This window comes from Noviherbaspirillum sp. FW303-A3, from assembly GCF_058788695.1.
Map to the genome: position 1 here is coordinate 841,800 of NZ_JBYTAZ010000001.1, position 24,808 is coordinate 866,607.

Consider the following 24,808-nt stretch of genomic DNA (forward strand, 5'->3'; position numbering starts at 1 on the left):
TAACTCAGGATTGTAAGCGATCGACCGTGCGAAATCGTACGCCGGCGACCATGCGTCCGGTTTACATCAATGCCCTGCTCATGCCGCCTGCGTGCGTGCGGCGTTCCTGGCCGTATTGCTGCCGACGCTGACCGCGGTCAGGATTGCAAGGCACTGGAAGATCCCGATGCCGACGAACACCCAGGACGGATGCCCCGCATCCATCAGCGCGCCGAACAGCGCCGGCCCGGTGGCAAGCCCGATATCCAGCCCCGAATACACGACGCCGTACACCCGTCCGGTCGCATTTTTCGGTGCAGCGGCGCGGATGAGCAAATCGCGCGACGGCCCCGCAACGCCCGCGCCGAAACCGATCGCCCCCATCAGGGCCACCGCGACCAGCGGCGGGACGATGCCGGCGGCGATCACAAGGGCAAACAGGCCGGCAGCGGTGAAGGAAAACGCAATGGTGCGGTCGTGGCGCGTGGCTTTCGATGCCAGGAAACCGCCCCATACCATGCCGGCAGCCGACGCCAGCATGTAGGCGGTGTACCCGGCAGTGGCGGACGCCAGCGACATGCCGTACAGATCACGCAGGCTTTGCGACGAAAAGCTCTGGATACCGCCAAGCGCCATCGCCGTGATGAAGAAGAAGGCAAAGCACAGCCAGACGGCAGGCAGACGCATGAAGTCGAGGATATGTGCGTTGCCGGCATCGTCCTTCTTCGGCGCAGCAACCGCGGCACTGACCTCGTCCGTGCGCAGCAGGTCGCGGTACACAAAGAGCAGTGCAAGCACCGCAAACGGAATGAGCGCCGCAGCCAGCAAGGCGGTGCGCCAGTCGAACAATCCCGCCATCAACGTGAGGAAGACCGGCGCTGCCGCCCAGCCGAGGTTCCCGGAGATGCCGTGTACCGAAAACGCATGCCCAAGGCGCGGCGTCGATACCCGTTTGTTGAGCAGCGTGAAATCGGCCGGATGGAACACGCTGTTACCCATGCCCGCGAGCATGGAGCCGGCGAGCAGCATCGCATAGCTGTTTGCCTGCGACAGGACAAGCGCGGACAAGCCGAGGAATCCGATGCCGGAGAACAGCACGGCGCGCGCTCCCACGCGGTCGACGACGAAGCCGGCCAGCGCCTGTCCGATCCCGGACACGACAAAGAATACCGTCATCAGCAGCCCCAGTTCCGCGTAGGACAGGCTGAAGGCGTCCTTCAGCCACGGAAACAGCGGCGCAAGGATCAGATGGAAAAAATGCGAAACGCCGTGCGCGACGCCGACCAGGCCAATGACCTGCGCGTCCTGGCGAAGAGTGGGAACTGCAGTGCTCATGGGACTCCCCGGGGGACAAACGATGGAATGAGTGTATGCAAAAGCGCATCGTCTGTTTTAAGATAGAACGACAAGTTTTATCGAAATCCCGCCAACGCATCCGAGAGGCCCCATGGCAACCGTCCCCGTCACCCATACCCGCCTGAATCTTCCCGGCCGCGCCCCAACCCCGGACCGACCGGTGCGCCTGGTTGCCCGCGATCTCAAGGCGTCGGAGTTGTTAGCGGCGCACAGCCACGAGTGGGGACAAGTCACCTACGCCCTGGAGGGCGTGGTGCGCGTGACGGTGGGACAAAGTACGTGGATCGTGCCGCCGCAGCGTGCGATCTGGATTCCGCCAAGGGCCTTGCATGAGGTTGCGACGCTGGAACAGGCGCGTCTGCGGGCGCTCTACGTACACGCAGACGCCTCCCCTTTTCCCGGCGCGGATTGCGAAGTGCTGGAGGTATCGCCCCTGCTGCGCGAACTCGTCGTCGCGTTGGCCATGGCCGATGCGGGCGGGACGCGGGAATCGATGATCTCTGCCCTCATGCTGGACGAACTTGCACGCTCCACAACGATGCCCATCCGCGTCGCCCTCCCCGATGACAAGCGGCTCAAGGTCTTGTGCGAGATGCTGATTGCCGAACCGGCCTCGGCGCTGACCCTCGACGAATGGGCTGTGCGTGTCGGCGCGTCCGCGCGGACGCTCGCCCGGCTGTTCGAAAGCGAACTCGGCATGAGCTTCGGACAGTGGCGCCAGCAAGTCCGCCTCGCGCACGCCGCGCCGCTGATTGCACGCGGCATACCCCTGTCACACGTTGCCAGCGAACTCGGCTATGCAAGCCAGTCGGCATTCTCTTCGATGTTCAAGAAAACCTTCGGACAATCGCCCAGCGCATTTTTCGCGCGCCGGGCGCCTTGATCCGGAAAAGGGAAAAGGCCGCGCGAAGCGGCCTTTTCCCTTGCCAACACCTACCCGTCAGAACGTGCCGGCCTTTTCGAACACCAGTTCGCCGTTGCGCGCGGTGACGGACACCACGTCCTTCGGACCGAACGTCCCTTCGAGGATGCGCTTGGACAGCGGATTCTCGATCTCCTGCTGGATCGCACGCTTCAGCGGACGCGCGCCATACACCGGATCGAATCCCGCTTCCGCAATCTTCTGCAGGGCGCCGTCGGTAATCTCCAGCTTGATGTCCATCTTCGCCAGTCGGCTCTCGAGCACCTGCAACTGGATGCGCGCGATCGAACCGATGTGCTTCTCGTCGAGGCCATGGAACACCACGATCTCGTCGATGCGGTTGACGAACTCCGGACGGAAATGCGTCTTCACCTCGGCCATCACCGCCAGCTTCACCAGTTGCGGATCGCTTTCTTCCATCGACTGGATCTTGTGCGAGCCCAGGTTCGACGTCATGACGATCACCGTGTTCTTGAAGTCCACGGTACGGCCCTGCCCGTCGGTCATGCGGCCATCGTCCAGCACCTGCAGCAGCACGTTGAAAACGTCGGAGTGCGCCTTCTCGATTTCGTCGAGCAGGATCACGCTGTACGGCTTGCGGCGCACGGCTTCGGTCAGGTAGCCGCCCTCTTCATAGCCGACATAACCCGGAGGCGCGCCGATCAGGCGGGCCACGGAATGTTTCTCCATGAACTCGCTCATGTCGATCCGGATCAGCGCCTCCTCGGTGTCGAACAGGAAGGATGCGAGCGCCTTGCACAGCTCGGTCTTGCCCACGCCCGTCGGGCCGAGGAACATGAACGAGCCGTACGGACGGTTCGGGTCGCTCAAGCCCGCGCGCGAACGGCGGATCGCATCCGACACCGCGACGATCGCCTCGTGCTGGCCGACCACGCGCTTGTGCAGTTCGTCTTCCATGTGCAGCAGCTTGTCGCGCTCGCCCTGCATCATCTTCGACACAGGGATGCCGGTCGCGCGCGACACCACCTCGGCGATTTCCTCGGCGCCGACCTGGGTGCGCAGCAGCTTGCGCTCTGCCGCCCTGGTGTCGCCGATATCTGCCTGCTTGAGCTGCGCTTCCAGTTCCGGCAGCTTGCCGTACTGCAGTTCGGACATCTTCTGCCAGTCGCCCTTGCGCTTGGCTTCTTCCATCTGTAGGCGGATCTTCTCGATCTCTTCCTTGATGTGCTGTGTGCCGTGCACCGCTGCCTTCTCGGATTTCCACACTTCTTCGAGGTCGGCATATTCACGCCCGAGCTTGTGGATCTCTTCCTCGATCAGGCCCAGGCGCTTCTGCGATGCCTCGTCCATTTCCTTCTTCACCGCCTCGCGCTCGATCTTCAGCTGGATCAGGCGACGGTCGAGCTTGTCCATCACTTCCGGCTTGGAGTCGATCTCGATCTTGATCTTCGATGCGGCTTCATCGATCAGGTCGATGGCCTTGTCCGGCAGGAAGCGGTCGGTGATGTACCGGTGCGACAGCTCCGCCGCGGCGACGATGGCCGGGTCGGTGATGTCCACGCCATGGTGCACTTCATACTTTTCCTGCAGACCGCGCAGGATGGCGATGGTCGCCTCCACACTCGGCTCGTCGACCAGGATCTTCTGGAAGCGGCGCTCCAGTGCGGCATCCTTTTCCACGTACTTGCGGTACTCATCCAGCGTGGTCGCGCCGATGCAGTGCAGTTCGCCGCGCGCCAGCGCCGGCTTGAGCATGTTGCCGGCATCGATCGCGCCCTCGGCCTTGCCCGCGCCAACCATGGTGTGCAGCTCGTCGATGAAAACGATGGTCTGGCCTTCGTCCTGCGCGATCTCCTTCAGCACGGCCTTCAGGCGTTCCTCGAATTCGCCGCGGTACTTCGCGCCCGCCAGCAGGGCGGCCATGTCGAGCGAGAGCACGCGCTTGGACTTCAAGCTGTCCGGCACTTCGCCGTTGACGATGCGTTGGGCGAGACCTTCCACGATGGCGGTCTTGCCCACGCCCGGTTCGCCGATCAGCACCGGATTGTTCTTGGAGCGGCGCTGCAGGACCTGGATCGCGCGGCGGATTTCGTCGTCGCGGCCGATCACCGGATCGAGCTTGCCGGAACGTGCGCGTTCGGTCAGGTCGAGCGTGTACTTCTTCAATGCTTCGCGCTGGCCTTCGGCATCCTGCGAATTCACATTGCCGCCGCCACGCACCGCCGTGATGGCCGCTTCCAGCGCCTTGCGGGTCAGGCCGTTGTCGCGCGCCAGCTGCCCGGCCGTGGACTTGTCGTCGGTCAGGGCAAGCAGGACCATTTCGCTGGCGATGAACTGGTCGCCGCGCTTCTGTGCCTCCTTGTCGGCGAGGTTCAGCAAGGCAACGGACTCACGCCCGATCTGCACTTCTCCGCCGGTGCCCGACACCTTGGGCAGGCGGTCGATCGCCGATTTCAGGGCGGATGACAGCCCGCCGGCGTTCACGCCTGCGCGCTGCAGCAGCGATCTGGCGCTGCCGTCGTCCTGGCTCAGCAGGGCGCTCAGGATATGCACCGGGTCAATGTATTGGTTATCATTGCCGACTGCCAGACTTTGGGCGTCAGCAAGGGCTTCTTGCAATTTGGTTGTCAGCTTGTCGAGGCGCATGGGACCCTCCAGTATTCGAGTTGATGATTAAGTAGGGACGCAAAACCACATTTCAAGAATGGATGTTTGATTCTGGTTATTCCAGAATCAATTGACGATGGAACTACATCAAATTCAGGTGACTTACCAAGCCGAAGAAGACCGGATTCTTTGCCGTGCCTCCTTCGTCGCGGAAGACGGCGACCTGCAGGAAATCCGAGCCTGGTTCACGCGCCGGATGATCAAGGCGCTGTGGCCAACCCTGCTGGAAGCAATGGAGAGACAGGTCGCGCTGGACAACCCGTTGGCGGCGCATGCCAGCGGCCATGTTGTCGAAATGGAACATCATGCGAGTGTCGAGGCGATCCGGGACAGCGGCAGCTTCGACAGCGTCTATCAGGATGACATCCGCGGCTTTCCGCTTGGGGAAACGCCCATCCTGATCACCAACGCGAATTTCAGCCTCGGCGCTGGCCAGCCTGTCCGGTTGAGCCTTTCACCCAACGAGGGGAACGGTTTCGAGATCGCCTTTGCGCAGCAGGTGCTGCATGGGTTCACTTCCCTGTTGCAGGAAGCCGCAGCCAAGGCCGAGTGGGGGCTGGATCTGGCGCCGCCCGGTGGCACATTGGCTGCCCCGGCCTCGTTGGTATTGAATTAGGCGAGCGCTTTGTAGGTCGCGAAACCCGCGATGCACAGAACCACTGACCCGATCAGGTGCAGGACGGAATGCCCAAGCGCCCAGGCATAGTCACCCCGCTGCAGGAGCTGCATGGATTCCGCGGAAAAGGTGGAAAAGGTCGTCAGCCCGCCAAGGAAGCCTGTCACGATGAAGAGCCGCCACTCGGGCGAAATGCTCGGCAAGGCGGAGAAAAATGCGACCGAGATCCCGATCAGGTAGCCTCCGCCGAGGTTTGCCAGAATAGTTCCCAATGGCAACTGCGGGTGGAGCGCATTCAGCATGATGCCGAGTCCCCACCGCAGCCATGCACCGATTGCAGCGCCTAGGCCTACGGCAAGCCAGCTCATGCGGGTGTGCCGGAGTTGGAGGACTTGATCCCCCACTTGGCGAGCGCCTCGTCGTCCGTCACGCGGGCATCGACCCAGCGCGCGCCCTGCGGCGTGACTTCCTTCTTCCAGAACGGCGCCTGCGTCTTCAGGTAATCCATGATGAATTCGCAGGCGGAAAACGCTTCGCCCCTGTGGGCAGAGGTCACGGCGACGAGGACAATCTGGTCCTGCGGCTTCAACGGCCCGACACGATGGATTACGAGCGCATCCAGGATGGTCCAGCGCGTCTTCGCCTCCGCAACGATGTCCCCCAGCGCCTTCTCGGTCATGCCGGGATAGTGCTCCAGCTCCATCTCGCTGACGCCGGCGCCTTCATTCATGTCGCGCACGGTGCCGACAAAGGCCACGACGGCGCCAACCTGCGCCTGCCCTGCACGCAGTGCCGCCACCTCGGCGCCGAGGTCGAAATCCTGGGTCTGGACGCGGATCGCCATATTGTCCTCAGCCTCCGGTCACTGGCGGGAAAAAGGCGACTTCGCAGCCCTCGCTGATACGGGTGCCGGCATCGGTCATCTGCTGGTTGCAGGCCATGCGCAACGCCCTGCCCTCGGCCAGCGCCTCGGCCCATGCACCGCCGCGCTCGCGCAGCCAGGCACGAACGTCGCCCACCGTGACGACGTTGCCGGGCAAGGCGACGGTTTCCTGGCTGGTGCCGAGCGCCTCGCGCACGCTTGCAAAAAAGCGGAGTTGGATGTTCATGTTCAGAAAAGCAGTTCGCTGAAAGGAAGGAAGCGTACAGCGTCACCGGGGGAAATCGCGTTCCCGGGCGGATTGTCGATCAGTCCGTCGCCCCAAACGGTCGAAGTCAATACTGCGGACCCCTGGTTGGAGAACAGGTCGAGTCCGCCTGCCGGATTGATGCGCGCTCGCAGGAATTCATTGCGCCGGTCGCCCTTCGCCAAGGAAAAATCGGCGCGCATCGCAAATGCCTTCGGCGCCACTTCCGCCACGCCCTGCAAACGCAGGATGAACGGCCGGACGAACAGCAGGAAAGTCACGAAGCTGGAAACCGGATTCCCCGGCAGTCCGATGAAAAATGCACTGCCGCCTTCACCGCGATCGACTTCCCCGAACGCAAGCGGCTTGCCGGGCTTGATCGCGATCTGCCACATGTTCAGGCGGCCTTCCGCCTCGACCGCCGGCTTGATGTGATCCTCTTCTCCGACCGACACGCCGCCCGAGGTGATGATCAGGTCATGCTCCGCCGCCGCCGTGCGCAAGGTGGTCCGGGTGGCGTCGAGCGAATCGGGAACGATGCCGTAGTCGGTGATTTCGCAGCCCAGGTTCTCGAGCAGGCCGCGCAGCGTGAAGCGATTGGAGTTGTAGATGGCGCCGGGTTTCAGCGGTTCGCCGGGCATCGCCAGCTCGTCGCCGGTAAAAAAGACGGCCACGCGGGGACGGCGCACCACAGGCAGTTCGGCAAGCCCGACCGACGAGGCAAGTCCCAGCTCCTGCGCGCGCAAGCGCGTTCCCCGGAAAAGGATGATGTTGCCCGCCCGGATATCTTCGCCTGCGCGGCGGATCCACTCGCCCGCCTTGGGCGCATGGCGCACAATGACGGAGTCGCCCTGCGCCTCGCACTGCTCCTGCATGACGACGGCGTCCGCACCATCCGGGATCATTGCGCCGGTAAAGATGCGCGCGGCCGTGCCGGGTTGCAGCGGCGTGCCGACATGGCCGGCGGGGATACGCTGCGACACCTTCAGCTGCACAGTGCCGCTGGCGCAGTCTTCGGCGCGGACCGCATAGCCGTCCATCTGGGTGTTGTCCATCGGCGGAACGTTGAGCTGCGAGGTCTGGTCTGCCGACAGCACGCGGCCGTTCGACTCCAGCGTCGGAAGGGTTTCCGTCCCTGCGATCGGCCGGACCGCAGAGAGAAGGATATCGAGCGCTTCCGGCGCGCTCAACATGGGTTTCTTTTCAGTCATGCTCAACCGGGGCCTCGAAACGCGGATCTGGTTACAAACCGGTGTGTTTTGCGATGAACGCCTTCATCTTCTCGACATCCGCAGGCATTACTTCGAAACGCTGCGGCAGGGCTTCGATGTTCTCGAAACCGGCCGGACGCTCGGCATCGCGGCCAAGCGATTCACGGATTGTTTCATTGAATTTCGCCGGCAATGCGGTTTCGAGCACGATCATCGGCACACCCGGCGTCAGATGCTCGCGCGCGACCTTCACGCCGTCCGCGGTATGGGTGTCGATCGTCACGCCGTACTTTGCATGCACGTCGCGGATGGTCGCCACGCGGTCGGCATGCACCGACTTGCCGGACAGGAATCCATACTGGGCAACCTTGGCGAACTCGTCGCCATCGCTGCCCGGCTTGCCGGACAGGTCGAAACCGCCATGCGTGTCTACCTTCCTGAACAGCGCGCGCACGCGTTCGGCATCGCGGCCAAGCAGGTCATAGACGAAACGCTCGAAGTTGGACGCCTTGCTGATGTCCATGCTCGGGCTGGTCGTATGGTAGGTCTCGGACGACTTGCGGACACGGTAGACGCCGGTGCGGAAGAACTCGTCCAGCACATCGTTTTCGTTGGTCGCCGCGACGAGCTTGTCGATCGGCAGGCCCATCATGCGCGCGATATGGCCGGCGCAGATATTGCCGAAGTTGCCGGACGGGACGGTGAACGACACCTTCTGGTCGTTGCTCGTGGTCGCGCTGAGATAGCCGCGGAAGTAGTACACCACCTGCGCGACGACACGCGCCCAGTTGATGGAATTGACCGTGCCGATCTTCTGGCGGGTCTTGAAATCGAGGTCGTTCGACACCGCCTTGACCATGTCCTGGCAGTCATCGAACACGCCTTCGACGGCAATGTTGAAAATGTTGGGATCCTGCAGGCTGAACATCTGCGCGGTCTGGAACGCACTCATCTTCTTGTGCGGCGACAGCATGAAGACGCGGATGCCCTTCTTGCCGCGCATGGCATACTCGGCAGCACTGCCGGTGTCGCCCGAGGTAGCGCCGAAAATGTTCAGTTCGGCATGCTGTTTGGCCAGCGCATACTCGAACAGGTTGCCGAGCAGTTGCATCGCCATGTCCTTGAACGCCAGCGTCGGGCCGTTGGACAGGGCCTGCAGGACCAGCCTGGTGCCGTTCGCTTCTTCCAGCACGCGCAGCGGCGTGATCTGCGACGCGTCTTCACCGGCGCGTGCATTACGGTACACGTCGGCGGTATAGGTCTTGTGCGCCAACGCCTTCAGGTCAGCTTCCGGGATATCGGTCGCAAACTTCTTCAATACTTCCACTGCGAGATCGGCATAGGACAGCTTGCGCCAGGCATCCAGTTCGGCGCCGCTGACCTTCGGATATTCGACCGGCAGGTACAGGCCGCCGTCCGGCGCGAGGCCGCCTAGCAGGATTTGGGAAAACGATTGCGCCGGCGATTGACCGCGAGTGGAAACGTATTGCATAAATTCTTGAAAATTTAATAATGAGATGGCGGAAGGCCAACAGCTTCCAGGCCGAATCTTGCATTATAACTGCCGCCCCATGGCGGAGCGGCATTTTCCTTACGCGGCGTGGTGGAGTTTGTGCGGTTCGCGGCGAATATTGGCGAGCATGTCATCGACCAGTTCGTCGAGCCCTATCTTCGCCTTCCAGCCCCAGTCGGCGCGGGCATGGGTGTCATCCAGACTGTGCGGCCAAGTGTCGGCGATGGCCTGACGATGGTCGGGGCGATAGCGGATCTCGAAAGCCGGGCGGCGCTGCCGGATTGCGTTTGCCAGTTCGCGCGGATTGAAGCTCAGCCCGGCCACGTTATAGGCGGAACGGATCCGCACCTGATCGGGAGGGGCATCCATCAGCTCGATCGTTGCGCGAATGGCATCGGGCATGTAAATCATCGGCAGCGTCGACTCCGGTCCGAGGAAGCACTCGTAGCATTCCCCGTGCGCCGCCGCGTGGAAGATCGCAATGGCGTAATCGGTCGTGCCGCCGCCGGGAGGCGATTTGTGGCTGATGATGCCCGGATAGCGGATGCTGCGCACGTCCACGCCGAACTTGCTGAAATAGTATTCGCACAGGCGCTCGCCGGCCTGCTTGCTGATGCCGTAAATCGTAGTCGGGTCCATCACCGCCAACTGGGGCGTGTCCACTGCCGGGGTGTGCGGCCCGAAGGCGGCAATCGAGGACGGCCAGAACACCTTCAGCGGCTTGCCCGCCTGTCCGCGTTCGCGCGCGATCTCGAGAATGTTGAGCAGTCCGTTCATGTTGAGCGTCCATGCCTTCAGCGGCGCCTGCTCGCCGGTGACGGACAGGAGCGCCGCGAGCTGGTACACCTGCGTGATCCCGTACCGGTCGACGACTTGCGCCACACGGCTGGCATCGAGGACATCCAGGGGCTCGTAGTTCTCGGCGCCGAAGAGGCTGCCCGGCCCGATATCCGAGGCGATGACGTTTTCCTTCCCGAATCGCGCGATCAGCGCATCGACCAGCTCGCTGCCGATCTGGCCGTTGGCGCCGATAACCAGAATGCGTTCCATCGTACTGCTCCTTCAATTCTTCAAGAGTTCAAGTTCCTGTCCCGCCTGCCGGAATGCGGCCAGGGCACGGTCGAGTTGCCCCGTTGTGTGCGCCGCCGAAAGCTGCACGCGCACCCGAGCCTGCCCCATTGGAACGACCGGGTAGAAGAAACCGGTCACCAGCACACCCAGTTCGTACAGGCGTTGCGCGAATTTCTGTGCCAGCGGTGCGTCGAACAGCATCACAGGCACCACCGGATGCGTGCCGGGTTTGATCGTGAATCCCAGCTCGCTGATCGCCTTGCGGAAGTACGCCGTGTTGGCGTGCAAGCGATCGCGCAGTTCGGTAGAGGATGACAGGTGTTGCAGCACGGACAGGGATGCTCCCGCAATCGAAGGCGCCAGCGAATTCGAGAACAGATAGGGGCGCGATTTCTGGCGCAGCGTCTGGATGACCTCCTTGCGCGCGGAAGTAAATCCGCCCATCGCGCCGCCGAGCGCCTTGCCGAGCGTGCCGGTAATGATGTCGACACGCCCCATCACGTTGTGGTGCTCGTGCGTTCCGCGGCCGGTCTTGCCCATGAAGCCGCTCGCGTGGCATTCATCGATCATGACCAGGGCGCCGTATTTGTCCGCCAGGTCGCAGATCCTGTCGAGTTGCGCGATCGTGCCGTCCATCGAGAACACGCCGTCGGTCACGATCAGCTTGTGCCGCTTGCCTTCCGCCGCCTGCAATTGCGCTTCCAGGTCGACCATGTCGTTGTGCTGGTAGCGATAGCGCGCCGCCTTGCAGAGACGGATGCCATCGATGATGGAGGCATGGTTCAGGGCGTCGGAAATAATGGCGTCGTTCTCGTCGAACAAGGGTTCGAACACGCCGCCGTTGGCATCGAAAGCTGCCGCATACAGGATCGTGTCCTCCATGCCGAGGAACTCGGACAGTGCGCGTTCAAGCTGCTTGTGCACGGTCTGGGTGCCGCAGATGAAACGGACGGACGACAGCCCGTAGCCATACTTTTCGGTCGCATCGATTGCGGCGCGCACCGTTTCCTCGTCCCCGGAAAGACCCAGGTAGTTGTTGGCGCACAGGTTGATCAGCGTGCGGCCATCGTCGCAAGTCACTTCCGCGCCTTGGCGCGACGCAATCACCCGCTCCGGCTTGAACAGCCCCTGCTCGCGCAAGCTGGCAAGATTGCTTTCCAGCCCAGCGTAAAAACTTTCCTTCGCACTCTTGTCGCCCATTGCCTGCCTCCCTATTTCTTCGTCAAACGGCGGGTATTCATCCCCGGCCGCATCTGCTACGATGCAATTTCAATATAATTCACTGAATTCATTATTTAGAACTCAAGTTCAATATATTGAATATTAAATACAACCATTGAACTTTGCAAGTATCCCCTTATGAAAAAGATCAGTCCGCCGAGTTCCCCTCCGGAAGTAGGCGCAACCCTTCAGAAACTGCGGCTCAAGCGCGGATTGACGCTGGACGACCTGTCACGCGCGGCAGGCGTATCCAAGTCCATGCTTTCCCAGATCGAACGGGAAAAGGCAAACCCCACCATCGCAGTCGCATGGCGGCTGGCGAACGCGTTGGGCATCGGCATTGAAGAATTGTTGTCCAGCGAAAGGCCGGAGCAGGAGGCGATCCACGTGCTGGAGCCGCACGAAACCCCCACCCTCCCCGGCGCGCACGCAGGCTACGTGCTCCGGATACTCGGCCCGATGGAACTGGCAGGAAAATACGAGTGGTACGAACTGACACTGGCACCGGAAGGTGCGCTGGTATCGAACCCGCATGACCCGGGTACGACGGAATACCTGACGCTCCTGCACGGGACGGCAGAAGTGGAAGTGGATGGGGTGACGAAAAAGCTGAAGGCCGGGGGAACGGCCCGTTACCAGGCAGACCGCAGCCACGCAATCCGCAATGTCGGCAAGACGGAAGCAAAAGCCCTGCTGGTCGTCACGCACCGCTAAGAGAAAAAGAAAACGGCCCGAAGACATGGCATCTTCGGGCCGTTTTCTTTTGGACGCCTGCGCCGACCGCAGGCGATGGCATCAGCTCAGTTGCTCGAGGCGGATCTTCGTCACTTCGCCGACCACGGTGGACAGTGCTTCGATCTTCGCAATCGCAGCAACGATATTCTTCTCCTGGGTCTGGTGCGTCAGCATGATGATGTCGGTGCGGGTCTCGCCTTCATCCGGCTCCTTCTGCAGCATCGCATCGATGGAGATCGACGAGTCAGCGAGGATGCGCGTCACATCGGCCAGCACGCCGGGCTGGTCGGATACGCGCATGCGCAGGTAATAGCTGGTCGTCACTTCGCTCATCGGCAGGATCGGCGTATCGACCATCGCATCCGGCTGGAATGCGAGGTGCGGCACGCGATGCTCCGGATCGGCAGTCGCCAGGCGGGTGATATCAACGAGGTCGGCGATGACGGCGGAAGCGGTCGGCTCGGAGCCGGCGCCCTTGCCGTAGTACAGCGTTGCGCCAACGGCGTCGCCCTGCACCAGAACGGCATTCATCGCGCCTTCGACATTCGCGATCAGGCGCTTGGCCGGGATCAGGGTCGGGTGCACGCGCAGTTCGATGCCGTTCGGCGTGCGGCGCGCGATGCCCAGCAGCTTGATGCGGTAGCCGAGCTGCTCGGCATAACGGATGTCGGTTGCCTGCAGCTTGGTGATGCCTTCCACGTGAGCCTTGTCGAACTGCACCGGAATGCCGAATGCAATCGCCGACATGATGGTCGCCTTGTGAGCCGCGTCCACGCCTTCGATGTCGAAGGTCGGATCGGCTTCCGCGTAGCCAAGGCGTTGCGCTTCCTTCAGCACGACGTCGAAGTCGAGCCCCTTGTCGCGCATCTCGGACAGGATGAAATTGGTGGTGCCGTTGATGATGCCGGCGATCCACTGGATGCGGTTCGCGGTCAGGCCTTCGCGCAGGGCCTTGATGATCGGGATGCCGCCGGCGACAGCCGCTTCAAACGCAACCATCACGCCCTTGTCCTGCGCCGCCTTGAAGATTTCGTTGCCGTGCGTCGCGAGCAGTGCCTTGTTGGCAGTGACGACATGCTTGCCGTTCGCAATCGCCTTCATCACCAGGTCCTTGGCGATACCATAGCCGCCGATCAGCTCGATGACGATATCGATTTCGGGGTTGTTCACCACCAGATTGGCGTCATTGACGACTTCGCATTCGCCGTTGGTGAGTTCCCTGGCACGCTCGACGTTCAGGTCCGCCACCATCGCAATCTCGATACGACGGCCGGCGCGGCGCGTAATCTCTTCCTGGTTACGCTTCAGAACGTTGAATGTGCCGGAACCGACGGTACCGATGCCTAACAAGCCTACTTTGATGGGTTTCATAATCTTCAAAAATAAAACGCTGCTGGAGTCCGGCACACGCCGGAACACGGAGGTACTGCAATGATGAAACGTTACGCGGCGATCGCGTGGCGCTTGCGATAACTCTCGAGGAAACGCGCAATGCGGCCGATCGCCTCGGTCAGGTCGTCCGAATTCGGCAGGAACACGACGCGGAAATGGTCCGGCGCGATCCAGTTGAAACCGGTGCCCTGCACGATCAGGACCTTCTCTTCGGCCAGCAATTCATAGGCGAACTGCTGGTCGTTCTTGATCGGATAAATCTTCGGGTCAAGCCGCGGGAACATGTAGAGCGCGGATTTCGGCTTCACGCAGCTGACACCGGGAATATCGGACAAAAGCTTGTGCGCAAGATCGCGCTGCTTGAGCAGGCGGCCGCCGGGGCCGACCAGGTCGTTAATGCTCTGGTACCCGCCCAATGCGGTCTGGATCGCATACTGACCCGGCGCATTGGCGCACAGGCGCATCGACGCCAGCATGTTCAAGCCTTCAATATAATCGCGCGCGGCCTTCTTGTCGCCGGACACCACCATCCAGCCGGAACGATAGCCGCAGGAACGATAGTTCTTCGACAGGCCATTAAGCGTGATGAACAAGACGTCGTCAGCAAGCGATGCAATGGAAGTGTGCGTTTCGCCGTCGTACAGCGTCTTGTCGTAGATCTCGTCTGCAAAGACGATCAACTGATGCTGGCGGGCAACTTCGACGATTTGTTGCAACACTTCAACCGGATACAAAGCACCGGTCGGGTTATTCGGATTGATGACCACAATGGCCTTGGTATTCGGCGTGATCTTTTTCTTTATGTCATCAATATCCGGCAGCCATCCGGACTCTTCGTCGCAGACATAGTGGACCGGCTTGCCGCCGGACAGGCTGACAGCCGCAGTCCAAAGGGGATAGTCGGGCGCCGGCACCAGCACTTCGTCGCCGGTATTGAGCAGTGCGTTCATGCCCATCACGATCAACTCGGATGCACCGTTGCCGATATAGACATCCTCGATCGTCACGCCGGTAATCTTCTTTTCCTGCGTGTAATGCATGATGGACTTGCGGGGCGCGAACATACCCTTGGAATCCGTGTAGCCGGCCGCGTTCGGCATGTTGCGGATCATGTCCTGCACGATCTCGTCGGGCGCATCGAAACCGAACACGGCGAGGTTGCCGATGTTCAGCTTGATGATCTTGTGACCCTCTTCCTCCATCTGCTTGGCCTTTTCGAGTACGGGCCCGCGGATGTCGTAGCAAACGTCTGCCAGTTTCTTGGATTTCTGAATCGGTCGCACTGAAGCAATCCCTTGAAGTTACGCAAAAGTTGGGATGCAATGGTGCACCGCCAAAAGACTCATTTTGCCGAAAGCAAGTAGTTTTATCAATGTACGTCGGGATGTTTTAGCGCGGAAAACGCTACAATGCCCCATCTTTTTCCTCTAATTGTCGGAAATTCACGCCTATTCGCGTGTCTACAGTGTCATGAAGCTCCACACCACCGCCACCCAGCATTACCAGACTGTTACCGCTTACGACGAAACCGGCGTCGAAATCAATGCGGTACGCTTTTCGCACAGCCTGATCGTCCTGCCTGAAATTGCGCCGGCCGCCTGGCCGCCGCGTACCTTCGACGAGCTGACGGCGGAACATTTCGCGCAGATCGCCGATACCTCGCCGGATGTCGTGATCCTCGGCACGGGGACCAGGCAGCGCTTTGTCCATCCGAAGCTGATCGGCGCGCTGACCACTCGCCGTATCGGCGTCGAATGCATGGACAGCCAGGCTGCCTGCCGCACCTACAACATCCTGATGGGAGAAGGCCGCAAGGTCGTCCTCGCGCTCATCTTCGAGGGCGGGGAACGGAACGCTTGAAGGAACGAAAACGAATCCCGTCTTTGTCCAGCGAGCGAGGTTCCCAACAGGATGAACATTCGCTAACATCGCGAATGCGCCCCGCACTCCGGGGACGAGACAACAACAACTTCGCCACAAGCGACAACACACATGGACCAGGAGAAGAGCGTGGCTGAAAGCCCATCTGCATTGAACTTGATCGTTCCCGAATTTACCGCAGCAATGACCGGCGACCAGACATTCCGCTTGTCGGACTACAAGGGAAAGAACATCGTCCTTTACTTCTACCCGAAAGACAATACGCCGGGCTGCACCACCGAGAGCATGCAGTTCCGCGACCTGCATCCCCAGTTCCAGGCAGCGAATACCGAGATCTTCGGCATCAGCCGCGACAGCATCCGTTCCCACGAAGGCTTCAAGTCCAAGCTGGGCATGCCGTTCGAACTGATCTCCGATCCGGACGAAACGTTGTGCATCATGTTCAATGTCATGAAGATGAAAAACATGTATGGCAAGCAGGTGCGCGGCGTGGAGCGCAGCACATTTGTCGTTGACGGCAACGGGAAATTGGTGAAAGAATGGCGTGGAGTAAAGGTGCCTGGGCACGTAGATGAAGTGCTCGAGTTTGTGAAGGCTCTTGCGTAACAACAGAACACATTGAATTTAAAAGAATTTCCTTACCGAAGGCCGTTTGTGGAAGAGGCATCGAGCCTCCCCCTCAAACGGCTTTTTTGCTTTTGCAATTCCCTTTCCCTCCCCGTTGTCCAACCTTCCAACCTCCGTTTGTACCCCGCGCGTAGTCAATTCAACACATTTCTAGATTGAGGTACTGATGCCACTGCCCAAATTGCCGACCAAGCCAGCAACAATGCTCTCAACCCAAGACTATCCGAAGGTAGAGAAAGGAAAACCGGCAAAACCTGTGATGACGCTCGTTGAATCTGCTGCCCCGGCTGCCGATTCGGCCCCACAGGCGCGCGCAAAAACCGAGAAAGCCACTCCGGCCAAACGCACCAGCAAGGCCAAGGAAGTCGACACCCTGATCAAGTCCAGCGCCAGCCGCATCGGCGACAAGATGGGCGTGACCAAGATGTTCGTCCTCGACACGAACGTGCTGATGCACGACCCGACCTCGCTGTTCCGCTTCGACGAACACGATGTCTACCTGCCGATGATGACGCTGGAGGAACTGGACAACCACAAGAAGGGCATGTCCGAAGTGGCACGCAATGCCCGTCAGGTATCGCGCTCCCTTGATGCGCTTGTAGCCGGGGTCGAAGAACACGCGATCGAGGAAGGTATTTCCCTGTCGAAGCTCGGCAACAAGGATGCAAAAGGCCGGCTGTTTTTCCAGACCCGGCTTCAGATCAGCGAGCTGCCGGAGGGACTCCCGATCGGCAAGGCCGACAACCAGATCCTCGGCGTTGTCCGAGCACTCGAAGCGCAGTATCCGGGCCGTCCGATCGTGCTGGTGTCCAAGGACATCAACATGCGCATCAAGGCCCGCGCCTTGGGCCTGCCGGCGGAAGAATACTTCAACGACCACGTGCTGGAAGACACCGACCTGCTCTATTCCGGCATCCTCCAGTTGCAGGACGACTTCTGGAACAAGCATGCGAAAGGCATGGAGTCGTGGCAGGAAAACAAGCATGGCACCGGCTACACCTTCTACCGTCTGACCGGCCCGATGGTTCCCGGCTTCCTCGTCAACCAGTTCGTCTTCATGGAGCCGAGCACCGGTGAGGCGCCGTTCTACGGCCAGGTCAAGGAAATCAACGGCAAGACCGCTGTTATCCAGACCCTGCGCGACTACACGCACGGAAAGAACGGCGTCTGGGGCATCACCGCGCGCAACCGCGAGCAGAACTTCGCACTCAACCTGCTGATGAATCCGGAGTGCGATTTCGTCACCCTGCTCGGCCAGGCGGGCACCGGCAAGACGCTGCTTGCGCTGGCAGCCGGTCTGGCGCAAGTCCTGGAGACGAAGCTTTACAACGAGATCATCGTCACCCGGGTGACCGTTCCCGTCGGTGAAGATATCGGTTTCCTGCCCGGCACCGAAGAGGAGAAGATGTCACCGTGGATGGGCGCCTTCGACGACAACCTCGAAGTGCTGAACAAGTCCGACAGCGATGCCGGCGAATGGGGCCGTGCCGCCACGCAGGACCTGATCCGCTCACGCATCAAGATCAAGTCGCTCAACTTCATGCGCGGCCGCACCTTCGTGAACAAGTTCCTCATCATCGACGAGGCGCAGAACCTGACGCCGAAGCAGATGAAAACCCTGGTCACGCGTGCAGGCCCCGGCACGAAGATCATCTGCCTGGGCAATATCGCGCAGATCGATACACCGTACCTGACGGAAGGTTCGAGCGGCCTGACTTACGTGGTAGACCGCTTCAAGGGCTGGAACCACAGTGGCCACGTCACGCTGGCCCGTGGCGAACGCTCTCGCCTCGCCGATCACGCCAGCGACGTACTCTGACCAATCCCCCGCCCAAAGAAAAAGCCGCGCATTGCGCGGCTTTTTCGTTTCTGCTGGAATTGCGGCGGATTACAGGATCTTGGTCCCTATCCACCATGCGATAGCCGCAACGAAAGCGGACGCCGGGATCGTGAAGACCCAGGCCCAGACAATATTGCCCGCAACCCCCCAGCGCACGGCGGACATCTTTCTCGCCGAACCGACACCGACGATGGCGCCGGTAATCGTATGGGTGGTCGACACGGGGATACCAAGGCCGGTAGCGAGGAACAAGGTGATTGCACCGCCGGTCTCCGCACAGAAACCGCCGACAGGTTTCAGCTTGGTGATCTTTTGCCCCATGGTCTTGACGATACGCCAGCCGCCGAACAGCGTGCCGAGGCCGATCGCCGCGTAGCAGCTGATGATGACCCACGAAGGCAGCGGATCCTTGGCCGTCGAATAGCCGGCAGCGATCAGCAGCATCCAGATGATGCCCATGGTCTTCTGCGCGTCGTTGCCGCCGTGGCCAAGGCTGTACAGCGACGCCGACACGAGCTGCATGCGGCGGAACCACTTATCGACGCGGCGCGGGGTCGATTTGACGAACAGCCAGGAGACGATGACCATCAGGATCGAGCCGAACACGAAACCGAGCAGCGGCGACAGCAGGATGAACGAAATGGTCTTGATCAGGCCGCTGGAGATCAGCGCACCCGTGCCCGCCTTGGCGACCGCGGCACCGACCAGGCCGCCGATGAGCGCATGCGACGACGACGACGGAATGCCGTAGTACCAGGTCAGCACGTTCCAGAATATCGCTCCGACAAGAGCGCCGAAGACAACGTAATGATCCACCACGACCGGTTCGATGGTGCCTTTACCCACTGTGCTTGCGACCTTCAGCTGGAAGAAGAAGATCGCGATCACGTTGAACAGCGCCGCCATTGCCACGGCGTGCTGCGGCTTCAGGACGCCTGTGGAGACAACGGTTGCGATCGCGTTCGCTGCATCGTGGAAGCCGTTCATGAAGTCGAACGCCAGCGCCAGCAGGATCAGGAAACCGAGCGTGTAAATACTTATTTCAAGGGTTTGCATGAGTTTTTGTTCTCGTTTGTTTGAGCGACCGGCGCACTGCCCTGCTTGAGCAAGGCAATAGCCACCGGGCCTGCGCAGCGTCCTGCTCAGGCATTCTCAACAATGATGCCCTCGATGATGTTGGCCACATCCTCGCAACGGTCGGTCACCGTTTCCAGAATTTCATAGATGGCCTTGAGCTTGATGAGGTTACGGACATCCGGCTCGTCGCGGAACAGCTTCGACATCGCGGCGCGCATCACATGGTCGGCATCCGACTCGAGACGATCGATTTCTTCGCACACGGAAAGGATCTGGCCGGAATTATCCATGCTGTGCAGCAGGCCGACCGCAGTCTTGACCTTCTCGGTGCACGACAGGCAGAGTTCAGCAAGGCGCTTGGCTTCGGGCGTGACTGCCTTGATGTCATACAGGGAGATCGTCTGCCCTGCATCTTCCAGCAAGTCCAGGATGTCGTCCATCTTGGTAATCAACTTGTGGATGTCATCACGGTCTAGCGGCGTAATGAACGTCTTGTGCAGCATATCGAGGGTTTCGTAGGTCACCTTGTCGGCCTGCTTCTCGATGCTCTCGATCGCATGCACACGGTTTTCCAGGTCGTCGAAATTGGTCATCAGCGCGACCATTTCCTTCGCTCCCTTGACGCACAGCTCCCCGTGCTGCACGAAAAGGTCAAAGAACTTGCCCTCGTTGGGCATCAATCGTCCAAACATATTTTTGCTCTCTTAATGTTGAATCGTTAATTCGTTGTCGGTGTTCACGTCAACCACACATCGTCCTTTGTGAGAACGAATACCAAATTCCGTACTTGTCTTTATTCGTTGTCGAAGATCGCGTTACCGCCGGTGTAATTGTCGAACTTCGTGTATTCGCCAAGGAAGGTCAGGCGCACAGTGCCGATCGGACCGTTACGCTGTTTACCGATGATGATTTCGGCGGTGCCCTTGTCCGGTGAATCCGGGTTGTACACCTGGTCGCGGTAAATGAACAGGATCACGTCGGCGTCCTGCTCGATAGCGCCGGATTCGCGCAAGTCGGACATCACGGGTCGCTTGTTGGGACGCTGTTCCAGCGAACGGTTCAGCTGCGACAGTGCAATGACCGGGCAATGGAGTTCCTTGGCGATCCCTTTCAGGCTTCGCGAGATTTCGGAAATTTCGGTCGCGCGGTTCTCGCCGCCGCCGCCGTTGCCGGACATGAGCTGCAGGTAGTCGACGATGATCAGGCCGAGGCGTCCGCACTGACGCGCCAGGCGTCGTGCGCGCGCGCGCAACTCGATCGGGCTCAGCGCAGGCGTTTCGTCGATATACAGCTGCGCCTCGTTCATCTTCTGGATAGCATGCGTCAGGCGCGGCCAGTCTTCGTCGTTGAGTTTGCCCACACGCAGGCGGCTCTGGTCGAGGCGTCCGACGGAACCCAGCATACGCATCGCCAGCTGAGCGCCACCCATTTCCATGGAAAACACGGCTACCGGAAGGCCGCTGTCGATAGCAACGTTCTCGCCGATATTGAGCGAAAACGCAGTCTTGCCCATCGATGGACGTCCGGCGACAACAATCATGTCGCCCGGCTGCAGGCCGGAGGTCATGCGGTCGAGGTCGATGAACCCGGTCGGGACGCCGGTAATGTCGTTCTGGTTGTCGCGGTTGTAGAGTTCGTCGATGCGCTCCACTACCTGTGTCAGCAGTGGCTGGATCGCCACCCAGCCTGCAGCGCCCCGGGAGCCATCTTCCGCAATGGCGAAAATTTTCGACTCAGCCTCGTCTAGAAGCTGCTTGACTTCTTTGCCCTGCGGATTGAATGCCTGGCCCGAGATTTCATCGGACACCGTGATGAGTTTGCGCAGGACGCCGCGTTCGCGGACGATTTCGCCGTAGCGGCGAATGTTTGCCGCCGAAGGCGTGTTTTGTGCGAGTGCGTTCAGGTAGGTCAGGCCGCCGGCCTCCTCCGCCTTGCCACTGGTGCACATGGCTTCATAGACGGTGATGACGTCGGCCGGCTTGGAGCCATTGATCAGCTTGACGATGTGCTGAAAGATGATGCGATGGTCGTACCGGTAGAAATCGTCTTCGGTAATGAAATCGGCAATACGATCCCACGCGGCATTATCCAACAGCAAACCGCCCAAAACGGATTGCTCCGCTTCAATGGAATGCGGCGGAATGCGAAGTGCATCCACTTGCGGATCGGAAGCGCGGTTATCTCGATTATCGCGGTTGTCACGGTGATTCATGGCGCGCATTATACCCGTTTAAGCTACCGCATTTCCGAGCGTATCCTCGTCTGATCCGCTTTATTTTTCCTCAAGCAACATGCAGTTTTGGCACTCTTGAAAGAGCAACAAAAAAGGCCGGGAGACCCGGCCTTTTTGTTGACTGCATTCGCGCGATTAGGCTTGTTCGCCCAGCACGGAAACAGTGACGTCCACCACGACGTCCGTGTGCAGCGCCACGGCAATGGTGTGATCGCCAACAGTCTTCAGCGGGCCTTGCGGCATGCGGATCTGAGCCTTCTCGACTGCGAAACCTTGCTTGGTCACTGCTTCAGCGATGTCGGCATTGGTAACGGAACCGAACAGGCGGCCATCAACGCCAGCCTTCTGGGCGATCTGGACGGTCATGCCGTTCAGCTTTTCGCCTTGAGCCTGGGCAGCTGCCAGCTTCTCTGCCGCTGCCTTTTCGAGTTCAGCGCGCTTTGCCTCGAACTCGGCGACTGCGGCCTGGGTTGCACGACGTGCCTTGCGCTGGGGGATCAGGAAGTTACGTGCGTAACCGTCCTTGACCTTGACCACTTCGCCGAGGTTGCCGAGATTGACGACTTTTTCCAACAGAATGACTTGCATGTTTTTCTCCTATTCTTCAGTCGTCAATTAGGCGTTGTGCAGATCGGTGTACGGCAGCAACGCGAGGTAGCGTGCGCGCTTGATCGCGGTGTCGACCTGACGCTGGTAGTGTGCCTTGGTGCCGGTCAGGCGTGCCGGCATGATCTTGCCGTTTTCCTGGACGAAGTCCTTCAGGGTGTCGACGTCCTTGTAATCAACCTGCTCAACGTGCGCGGCAGTGAAGCGGCAGAATTTCTTGCGCTTGAACAGCGGGTTCTGCTGCTGGCGCTTTTGCTTGAGTTTGCTCTTGTCGAATTTTTTACCGAATGCCATGTTTGGCTCCTGTACTGTATCTAGTGATCTGTAATTGACTCGAAATCCGTAACGTGGAACACGAGGCTTTTGCTGTTGCGGTTCTTGCGCGCCAGGAATCCTGTGAACTGAAACATTTCCCCTAGTGCTGCCTGGTTGAATCTTCCGGAAATCTCGCCTGCGGCGACCGCGGCAATCTCCATATCAACCTGGCGCGGGATGCTTGCCTCAACCTGTTCCGAACTGTGCTGCAGTTTTGCTGACACGATCGGGATGCCTGCCGGGGTGTAGCGCAACACGTCACGCTCGGCAATGGCAGCAATCAGGCGAAGCTGGTTCACACTCCTCGGCTGCCGCAATTACGCAGCGGACGCCTCTGCACGTTGGGACTTGGCAGCGTCTTCCTTCTGAACAGCCTTCATCATCGGCGACGGGGCGGTTTCGGCCTTCTTCATCTTGACGGTGAGGTGGCGCAGGACGGCGTCGTTGAACTTGAAGCCGGTTTCGAGTTCAGCCAGGGTTTCGTTGTCGCACTCGATGTTCATGCAAACATAGTGTGCCTTGGCCAGCTTCTGGATCATGTATGCCAGTTGGCGGCGGCCCCAGTCTTCGACACGGTGGACCTTGCCGTTGCGGGCGGTAACGATGCCCTTGTAGCGTTCGATCATCGCGGGCACTTGCTCGCTCTGATCCGGATGGACGATAAATACGATTTCGTAATGACGCATGAATTCTCCTTTTGGACGGATTGAAAAATCGCCCACCCCGGCGTCAAGACGGGTGTGGGAAGAGGAAAGCCCGCAATAATAACCTGTTCAGCAAGAAAACTCAATGCTTTCAAGCCCTTAAGGCGCGCAGACCGGGAATCGGACAATTTCGGCGCAAAAGCGGCCAAATAAAGCACAAATGCGCTTGCATTCACACAAATCCTGTATAAAAATACAGTCTGTTTATACACACAGCACTGGATAACCCCAGTGAATCGCCATGATCAAGCTGACCGCCCGCCAGGAACAGATCCTGAACCTGATCAGGGAAGCCATTGAGAACACCGGATTTCCTCCCACCCGGGCTGAAATTGCTGCCGAGCTTGGATTCCGTTCAGCGAACGCTGCAGAAGAACATTTGCAGGCACTCGCCCGAAAGGGCGCGATTGAAATTTCTCCCGGCACCTCACGCGGCATCCGTCTTCGCGACATGGGTAACGACAGCACTGGCGTGGCCCGCCAAATGGCCTTGCCGCACCCCAGCCTGATGCAACTGAGTCTGCCCCTCGTTGGACGAGTGGCCGCGGGCTCGCCGATCCTCGCGCAGGAACATATTGAAACGACGTACAGCGTCGACCCTTCGCTGTTTTCCGCAAAGCCGGACTACTTGTTGAAAGTACGGGGGCTGTCGATGCGGGATGTCGGCATTCTCGACGGCGACCTGCTGGCCGTGAAGAAAACCGACTCAGCCAAGAACGGGCAGATCGTTGTTGCCCGCCTTGGCGATGACGTGACGGTCAAGCGCTACCGCAAGACTGGCAGCGTCATCGAACTCCTCCCCGAAAACCCGGATTTCGAACCGATTGTCGTGGATGGACGGGAAGACAATTTCGCTCTTGAGGGGCTCGCGGTAGGCCTCTTGCGCGCATGGGGCTGAAATAGCGGAGTAGCGCAAACGTCCGCGGCACAGTCCTGAAAAAGGGATTCCGACGCGGACGAGGCTTCACGTCCGTCCGAGTTTTTTCATGATTTGCCGAGCAATGCCCCGCAGGATGTTCACTTCCTCGGTTTCCAGCTGGGTCCGGGAAAAAAGACGCTTCAGGCGAGGCATCAATTTTTTCGGGTTTGCCGGATCAAGAAATTCGACCGCAACGAGTGCCTGTTCGAGGTGCGCATACATGCCCTCAATCTGGTCCAGGCTCGCGGCCACGCCCTGGAAACCGACCGGGGAAGCAGGTACCGCCTCACCAGCTGCAGCCATCCGTGCCTCGTAAGCGAGAAGCTGTACCGCCTGGGCCAGATTCAACGACGAGTATTCGGGGTTCGCCGGGATATTGATCAGCACGTTGCACTTTTCAATGATCTCGTTCGGCAAACCATAGCGCTCGCTCCCGAATACCAGCGCGGCATTCAGGCTGTCGTCCCCCCTCAATTGCCCTGCCAGTGATCGCGGCGTCGTGATCGGCGGAGAAAACTCCCTCAACCTGGCACTGAGCGCCGCAGCAAAGTTGCAGCCGTCCAGCGCCTCTTCGATCGTCGCGACGACTCGCGCGGATTGCAGGACATCCAGCGCACCACTGGCGAATGCGATTGCCTCCTCATGTGCTGTCGCTTCCGGAAACCGGGGGTTAACCAGCACAAGTTGCGAAAATCCCATCGTTTTCATTGCCCGCGCGGCGGCGCCAATGTTACCGGGATGGCTGGTGCCGACCAGGACAAAGCGCAATCGGCTGAAAAGAGAATTACTGGTTTGGGGCTGGTTCATTTAAAATAGCGGCATTGCGCGGGAACCG

At 60.1% G+C, this 24,808-nt stretch carries 26 protein-coding genes; 7 read left to right on the forward strand and 19 right to left on the reverse strand.

Going from position 1 to position 24,808, the window contains the following annotated elements; all coding sequences use genetic code 11:
• Positions 1-78: 78 nt before the first annotated feature.
• On the reverse strand, positions 79-1,314 hold the full coding sequence (locus AC3WOY_RS04125) for an MFS transporter (RefSeq protein WP_492421089.1): 1,236 nt from the start codon (positions 1,312-1,314) through the stop codon (positions 79-81).
• A gap of 112 nt (positions 1,315-1,426) precedes the next feature.
• On the opposite strand from AC3WOY_RS04125, the gene AC3WOY_RS04130 reads away from it, so the two are divergent.
• On the forward strand, positions 1,427-2,218 hold the full coding sequence (locus AC3WOY_RS04130) for an AraC family transcriptional regulator (protein ID WP_492421090.1): 792 nt from the start codon (positions 1,427-1,429) through the stop codon (positions 2,216-2,218).
• A gap of 57 nt (positions 2,219-2,275) precedes the next feature.
• Here the strand turns inward: AC3WOY_RS04130 and clpB are convergent, their stop codons facing one another.
• Positions 2,276-4,864 (reverse strand): ATP-dependent chaperone ClpB, encoded by a 2,589-nt coding sequence (clpB, locus tag AC3WOY_RS04135; protein WP_492421091.1) that lies wholly within the window; start codon positions 4,862-4,864, stop codon positions 2,276-2,278.
• A gap of 97 nt (positions 4,865-4,961) precedes the next feature.
• Here clpB and AC3WOY_RS04140 point away from each other — a divergent pair, with 97 nt between their 5' ends.
• A complete protein-coding gene (locus AC3WOY_RS04140; protein WP_492421092.1) occupies positions 4,962-5,501 on the forward strand; it encodes a hypothetical protein in 540 nt (179 codons plus the stop codon).
• On the opposite strand, the gene crcB is transcribed toward AC3WOY_RS04140, so the two are convergent.
• The 7 genes from crcB to kbl all read right to left on the reverse strand — a co-directional run bounded on the left by crcB (position 5,498) and on the right by kbl (position 11,623).
• Positions 5,498-5,869 carry a fluoride efflux transporter CrcB gene (gene crcB, locus AC3WOY_RS04145; RefSeq protein WP_492421093.1) on the reverse strand — a complete coding sequence of 124 codons (372 nt, stop codon included), beginning with the start codon at positions 5,867-5,869 and terminating at the stop codon, positions 5,498-5,500. The genes AC3WOY_RS04140 and crcB overlap by 4 nt on opposite strands.
• A complete protein-coding gene (gene moaE / locus AC3WOY_RS04150) occupies positions 5,866-6,345 on the reverse strand; it encodes a molybdopterin synthase catalytic subunit MoaE (protein ID WP_492421094.1) in 480 nt (159 codons plus the stop codon). Before moaE ends, crcB begins: the two co-directional genes overlap by 4 nt.
• Before the next feature lie 7 nt (positions 6,346-6,352).
• A complete protein-coding gene (moaD, locus tag AC3WOY_RS04155; RefSeq protein ID WP_492421095.1) occupies positions 6,353-6,610 on the reverse strand; it encodes a molybdopterin converting factor subunit 1 in 258 nt (85 codons plus the stop codon).
• Positions 6,611-6,612: 2 nt separating this feature from the next.
• Complete coding sequence (locus AC3WOY_RS04160) at positions 6,613-7,839, reverse strand: molybdopterin molybdotransferase MoeA (protein ID WP_492421096.1); 1,227 nt, start codon at positions 7,837-7,839, stop codon at positions 6,613-6,615.
• 31 nt (positions 7,840-7,870) lie between these two features.
• Positions 7,871-9,331 (reverse strand): threonine synthase, encoded by a 1,461-nt coding sequence (gene thrC / locus AC3WOY_RS04165; protein WP_492421097.1) that lies wholly within the window; start codon positions 9,329-9,331, stop codon positions 7,871-7,873.
• Positions 9,332-9,430: 99 nt separating this feature from the next.
• Complete coding sequence (locus tag AC3WOY_RS04170; protein WP_492421098.1) at positions 9,431-10,402, reverse strand: NAD-dependent epimerase/dehydratase family protein; 972 nt, start codon at positions 10,400-10,402, stop codon at positions 9,431-9,433.
• Positions 10,403-10,414: 12 nt separating this feature from the next.
• Positions 10,415-11,623, reverse strand: coding sequence for a glycine C-acetyltransferase (kbl, locus tag AC3WOY_RS04175; protein WP_492421099.1), 1,209 nt, complete (start codon positions 11,621-11,623; stop codon positions 10,415-10,417).
• A 159-nt stretch (positions 11,624-11,782) separates the two neighbouring features.
• Here kbl and AC3WOY_RS04180 point away from each other — a divergent pair, with 159 nt between their 5' ends.
• A complete protein-coding gene (locus AC3WOY_RS04180; protein ID WP_492421100.1) occupies positions 11,783-12,358 on the forward strand; it encodes a helix-turn-helix domain-containing protein in 576 nt (191 codons plus the stop codon).
• A gap of 81 nt (positions 12,359-12,439) precedes the next feature.
• Here AC3WOY_RS04180 and AC3WOY_RS04185 read toward each other — a convergent pair whose 3' ends face one another.
• Complete coding sequence (locus AC3WOY_RS04185) at positions 12,440-13,750, reverse strand: homoserine dehydrogenase (protein ID WP_492421101.1); 1,311 nt, start codon at positions 13,748-13,750, stop codon at positions 12,440-12,442.
• Between the two features lie 71 nt (positions 13,751-13,821).
• Complete coding sequence (locus tag AC3WOY_RS04190) at positions 13,822-15,054, reverse strand: pyridoxal phosphate-dependent aminotransferase (RefSeq protein WP_492421102.1); 1,233 nt, start codon at positions 15,052-15,054, stop codon at positions 13,822-13,824.
• A 187-nt stretch (positions 15,055-15,241) separates the two neighbouring features.
• Between AC3WOY_RS04190 and AC3WOY_RS04195 the strand changes: the two genes are divergently transcribed.
• The 3 genes from AC3WOY_RS04195 to AC3WOY_RS04205 all read left to right on the forward strand — a co-directional run bounded on the left by AC3WOY_RS04195 (position 15,242) and on the right by AC3WOY_RS04205 (position 18,098).
• On the forward strand, positions 15,242-15,631 hold the full coding sequence (locus tag AC3WOY_RS04195; protein ID WP_492421103.1) for an Mth938-like domain-containing protein: 390 nt from the start codon (positions 15,242-15,244) through the stop codon (positions 15,629-15,631).
• Positions 15,632-15,763: 132 nt separating this feature from the next.
• Complete coding sequence (locus AC3WOY_RS04200) at positions 15,764-16,258, forward strand: peroxiredoxin (RefSeq protein WP_492421104.1); 495 nt, start codon at positions 15,764-15,766, stop codon at positions 16,256-16,258.
• A gap of 187 nt (positions 16,259-16,445) precedes the next feature.
• Positions 16,446-18,098, forward strand: a complete 1,653-nt coding sequence (locus AC3WOY_RS04205) for a PhoH family protein (protein ID WP_492421105.1) — start codon at positions 16,446-16,448, stop codon at positions 18,096-18,098.
• Positions 18,099-18,167: 69 nt separating this feature from the next.
• Here the strand turns inward: AC3WOY_RS04205 and AC3WOY_RS04210 are convergent, their stop codons facing one another.
• The 7 genes from AC3WOY_RS04210 to rpsF all read right to left on the reverse strand — a co-directional run bounded on the left by AC3WOY_RS04210 (position 18,168) and on the right by rpsF (position 23,036).
• Positions 18,168-19,175 carry an inorganic phosphate transporter gene (locus AC3WOY_RS04210; RefSeq protein WP_492421106.1) on the reverse strand — a complete coding sequence of 336 codons (1,008 nt, stop codon included), beginning with the start codon at positions 19,173-19,175 and terminating at the stop codon, positions 18,168-18,170.
• A gap of 86 nt (positions 19,176-19,261) precedes the next feature.
• Positions 19,262-19,888 (reverse strand): DUF47 domain-containing protein, encoded by a 627-nt coding sequence (locus tag AC3WOY_RS04215; RefSeq protein ID WP_492421107.1) that lies wholly within the window; start codon positions 19,886-19,888, stop codon positions 19,262-19,264.
• A gap of 101 nt (positions 19,889-19,989) precedes the next feature.
• Positions 19,990-21,408 carry a replicative DNA helicase gene (locus AC3WOY_RS04220; protein ID WP_492421108.1) on the reverse strand — a complete coding sequence of 473 codons (1,419 nt, stop codon included), beginning with the start codon at positions 21,406-21,408 and terminating at the stop codon, positions 19,990-19,992.
• Between the two features lie 156 nt (positions 21,409-21,564).
• Positions 21,565-22,017, reverse strand: coding sequence for a 50S ribosomal protein L9 (gene rplI, locus AC3WOY_RS04225; protein ID WP_492421109.1), 453 nt, complete (start codon positions 22,015-22,017; stop codon positions 21,565-21,567).
• 27 nt (positions 22,018-22,044) lie between these two features.
• A complete protein-coding gene (rpsR, locus tag AC3WOY_RS04230; RefSeq protein WP_334188540.1) occupies positions 22,045-22,329 on the reverse strand; it encodes a 30S ribosomal protein S18 in 285 nt (94 codons plus the stop codon).
• A gap of 20 nt (positions 22,330-22,349) precedes the next feature.
• Entirely contained in the window at positions 22,350-22,649 is a 300-nt protein-coding gene (gene priB / locus AC3WOY_RS04235; protein ID WP_492421110.1) for a primosomal replication protein N, read from the reverse strand.
• A gap of 18 nt (positions 22,650-22,667) precedes the next feature.
• A complete protein-coding gene (gene rpsF, locus AC3WOY_RS04240) occupies positions 22,668-23,036 on the reverse strand; it encodes a 30S ribosomal protein S6 (RefSeq protein ID WP_420477084.1) in 369 nt (122 codons plus the stop codon).
• A 259-nt stretch (positions 23,037-23,295) separates the two neighbouring features.
• Between rpsF and lexA the strand changes: the two genes are divergently transcribed.
• Complete coding sequence (gene lexA / locus AC3WOY_RS04245) at positions 23,296-23,952, forward strand: transcriptional repressor LexA (protein ID WP_492421111.1); 657 nt, start codon at positions 23,296-23,298, stop codon at positions 23,950-23,952.
• A 66-nt stretch (positions 23,953-24,018) separates the two neighbouring features.
• On the opposite strand, the gene AC3WOY_RS04250 is transcribed toward lexA, so the two are convergent.
• Positions 24,019-24,780 (reverse strand): RNA methyltransferase, encoded by a 762-nt coding sequence (locus AC3WOY_RS04250; protein WP_492421112.1) that lies wholly within the window; start codon positions 24,778-24,780, stop codon positions 24,019-24,021.
• Between the last annotated feature and the right edge of the window lie 28 nt (positions 24,781-24,808).

Coding starts and splice junctions, on each gene's coding strand:
- AC3WOY_RS04200 (WP_492421104.1), top strand. CDS start 15,764: ATGGACCAGGAGAAGAGCGTGGCTGAAAGCCCATCTGCATTGAACTTG.
- AC3WOY_RS04180 (WP_492421100.1), top strand. CDS start 11,783: ATGAAAAAGATCAGTCCGCCGAGTTCCCCTCCGGAAGTAGGCGCAACC.
- AC3WOY_RS04205 (WP_492421105.1), top strand. CDS start 16,446: ATGCCACTGCCCAAATTGCCGACCAAGCCAGCAACAATGCTCTCAACC.
- AC3WOY_RS04220 (WP_492421108.1), bottom strand. CDS start 21,408: ATGAATCACCGTGACAACCGCGATAATCGAGATAACCGCGCTTCCGAT.
- AC3WOY_RS04170 (WP_492421098.1), bottom strand. CDS start 10,402: ATGGAACGCATTCTGGTTATCGGCGCCAACGGCCAGATCGGCAGCGAG.
- AC3WOY_RS04125 (WP_492421089.1), bottom strand. CDS start 1,314: ATGAGCACTGCAGTTCCCACTCTTCGCCAGGACGCGCAGGTCATTGGC.
- thrC (WP_492421097.1), bottom strand. CDS start 9,331: ATGCAATACGTTTCCACTCGCGGTCAATCGCCGGCGCAATCGTTTTCC.
- AC3WOY_RS04130 (WP_492421090.1), top strand. CDS start 1,427: ATGGCAACCGTCCCCGTCACCCATACCCGCCTGAATCTTCCCGGCCGC.
- rpsF (WP_420477084.1), bottom strand. CDS start 23,036: ATGCGTCATTACGAAATCGTATTTATCGTCCATCCGGATCAGAGCGAG.
- AC3WOY_RS04185 (WP_492421101.1), bottom strand. CDS start 13,750: ATGAAACCCATCAAAGTAGGCTTGTTAGGCATCGGTACCGTCGGTTCC.
- AC3WOY_RS04140 (WP_492421092.1), top strand. CDS start 4,962: ATGGAACTACATCAAATTCAGGTGACTTACCAAGCCGAAGAAGACCGG.
- AC3WOY_RS04160 (WP_492421096.1), bottom strand. CDS start 7,839: ATGACTGAAAAGAAACCCATGTTGAGCGCGCCGGAAGCGCTCGATATC.
- AC3WOY_RS04250 (WP_492421112.1), bottom strand. CDS start 24,780: ATGAACCAGCCCCAAACCAGTAATTCTCTTTTCAGCCGATTGCGCTTT.
- kbl (WP_492421099.1), bottom strand. CDS start 11,623: ATGGGCGACAAGAGTGCGAAGGAAAGTTTTTACGCTGGGCTGGAAAGC.
- AC3WOY_RS04195 (WP_492421103.1), top strand. CDS start 15,242: ATGAAGCTCCACACCACCGCCACCCAGCATTACCAGACTGTTACCGCT.
- moaD (WP_492421095.1), bottom strand. CDS start 6,610: ATGAACATCCAACTCCGCTTTTTTGCAAGCGTGCGCGAGGCGCTCGGC.
- rpsR (WP_334188540.1), bottom strand. CDS start 22,329: ATGGCATTCGGTAAAAAATTCGACAAGAGCAAACTCAAGCAAAAGCGC.
- AC3WOY_RS04215 (WP_492421107.1), bottom strand. CDS start 19,888: ATGTTTGGACGATTGATGCCCAACGAGGGCAAGTTCTTTGACCTTTTC.
- AC3WOY_RS04210 (WP_492421106.1), bottom strand. CDS start 19,175: ATGCAAACCCTTGAAATAAGTATTTACACGCTCGGTTTCCTGATCCTG.
- crcB (WP_492421093.1), bottom strand. CDS start 5,869: ATGAGCTGGCTTGCCGTAGGCCTAGGCGCTGCAATCGGTGCATGGCTG.
- moaE (WP_492421094.1), bottom strand. CDS start 6,345: ATGGCGATCCGCGTCCAGACCCAGGATTTCGACCTCGGCGCCGAGGTG.
- lexA (WP_492421111.1), top strand. CDS start 23,296: ATGATCAAGCTGACCGCCCGCCAGGAACAGATCCTGAACCTGATCAGG.
- rplI (WP_492421109.1), bottom strand. CDS start 22,017: ATGCAAGTCATTCTGTTGGAAAAAGTCGTCAATCTCGGCAACCTCGGC.
- clpB (WP_492421091.1), bottom strand. CDS start 4,864: ATGCGCCTCGACAAGCTGACAACCAAATTGCAAGAAGCCCTTGCTGAC.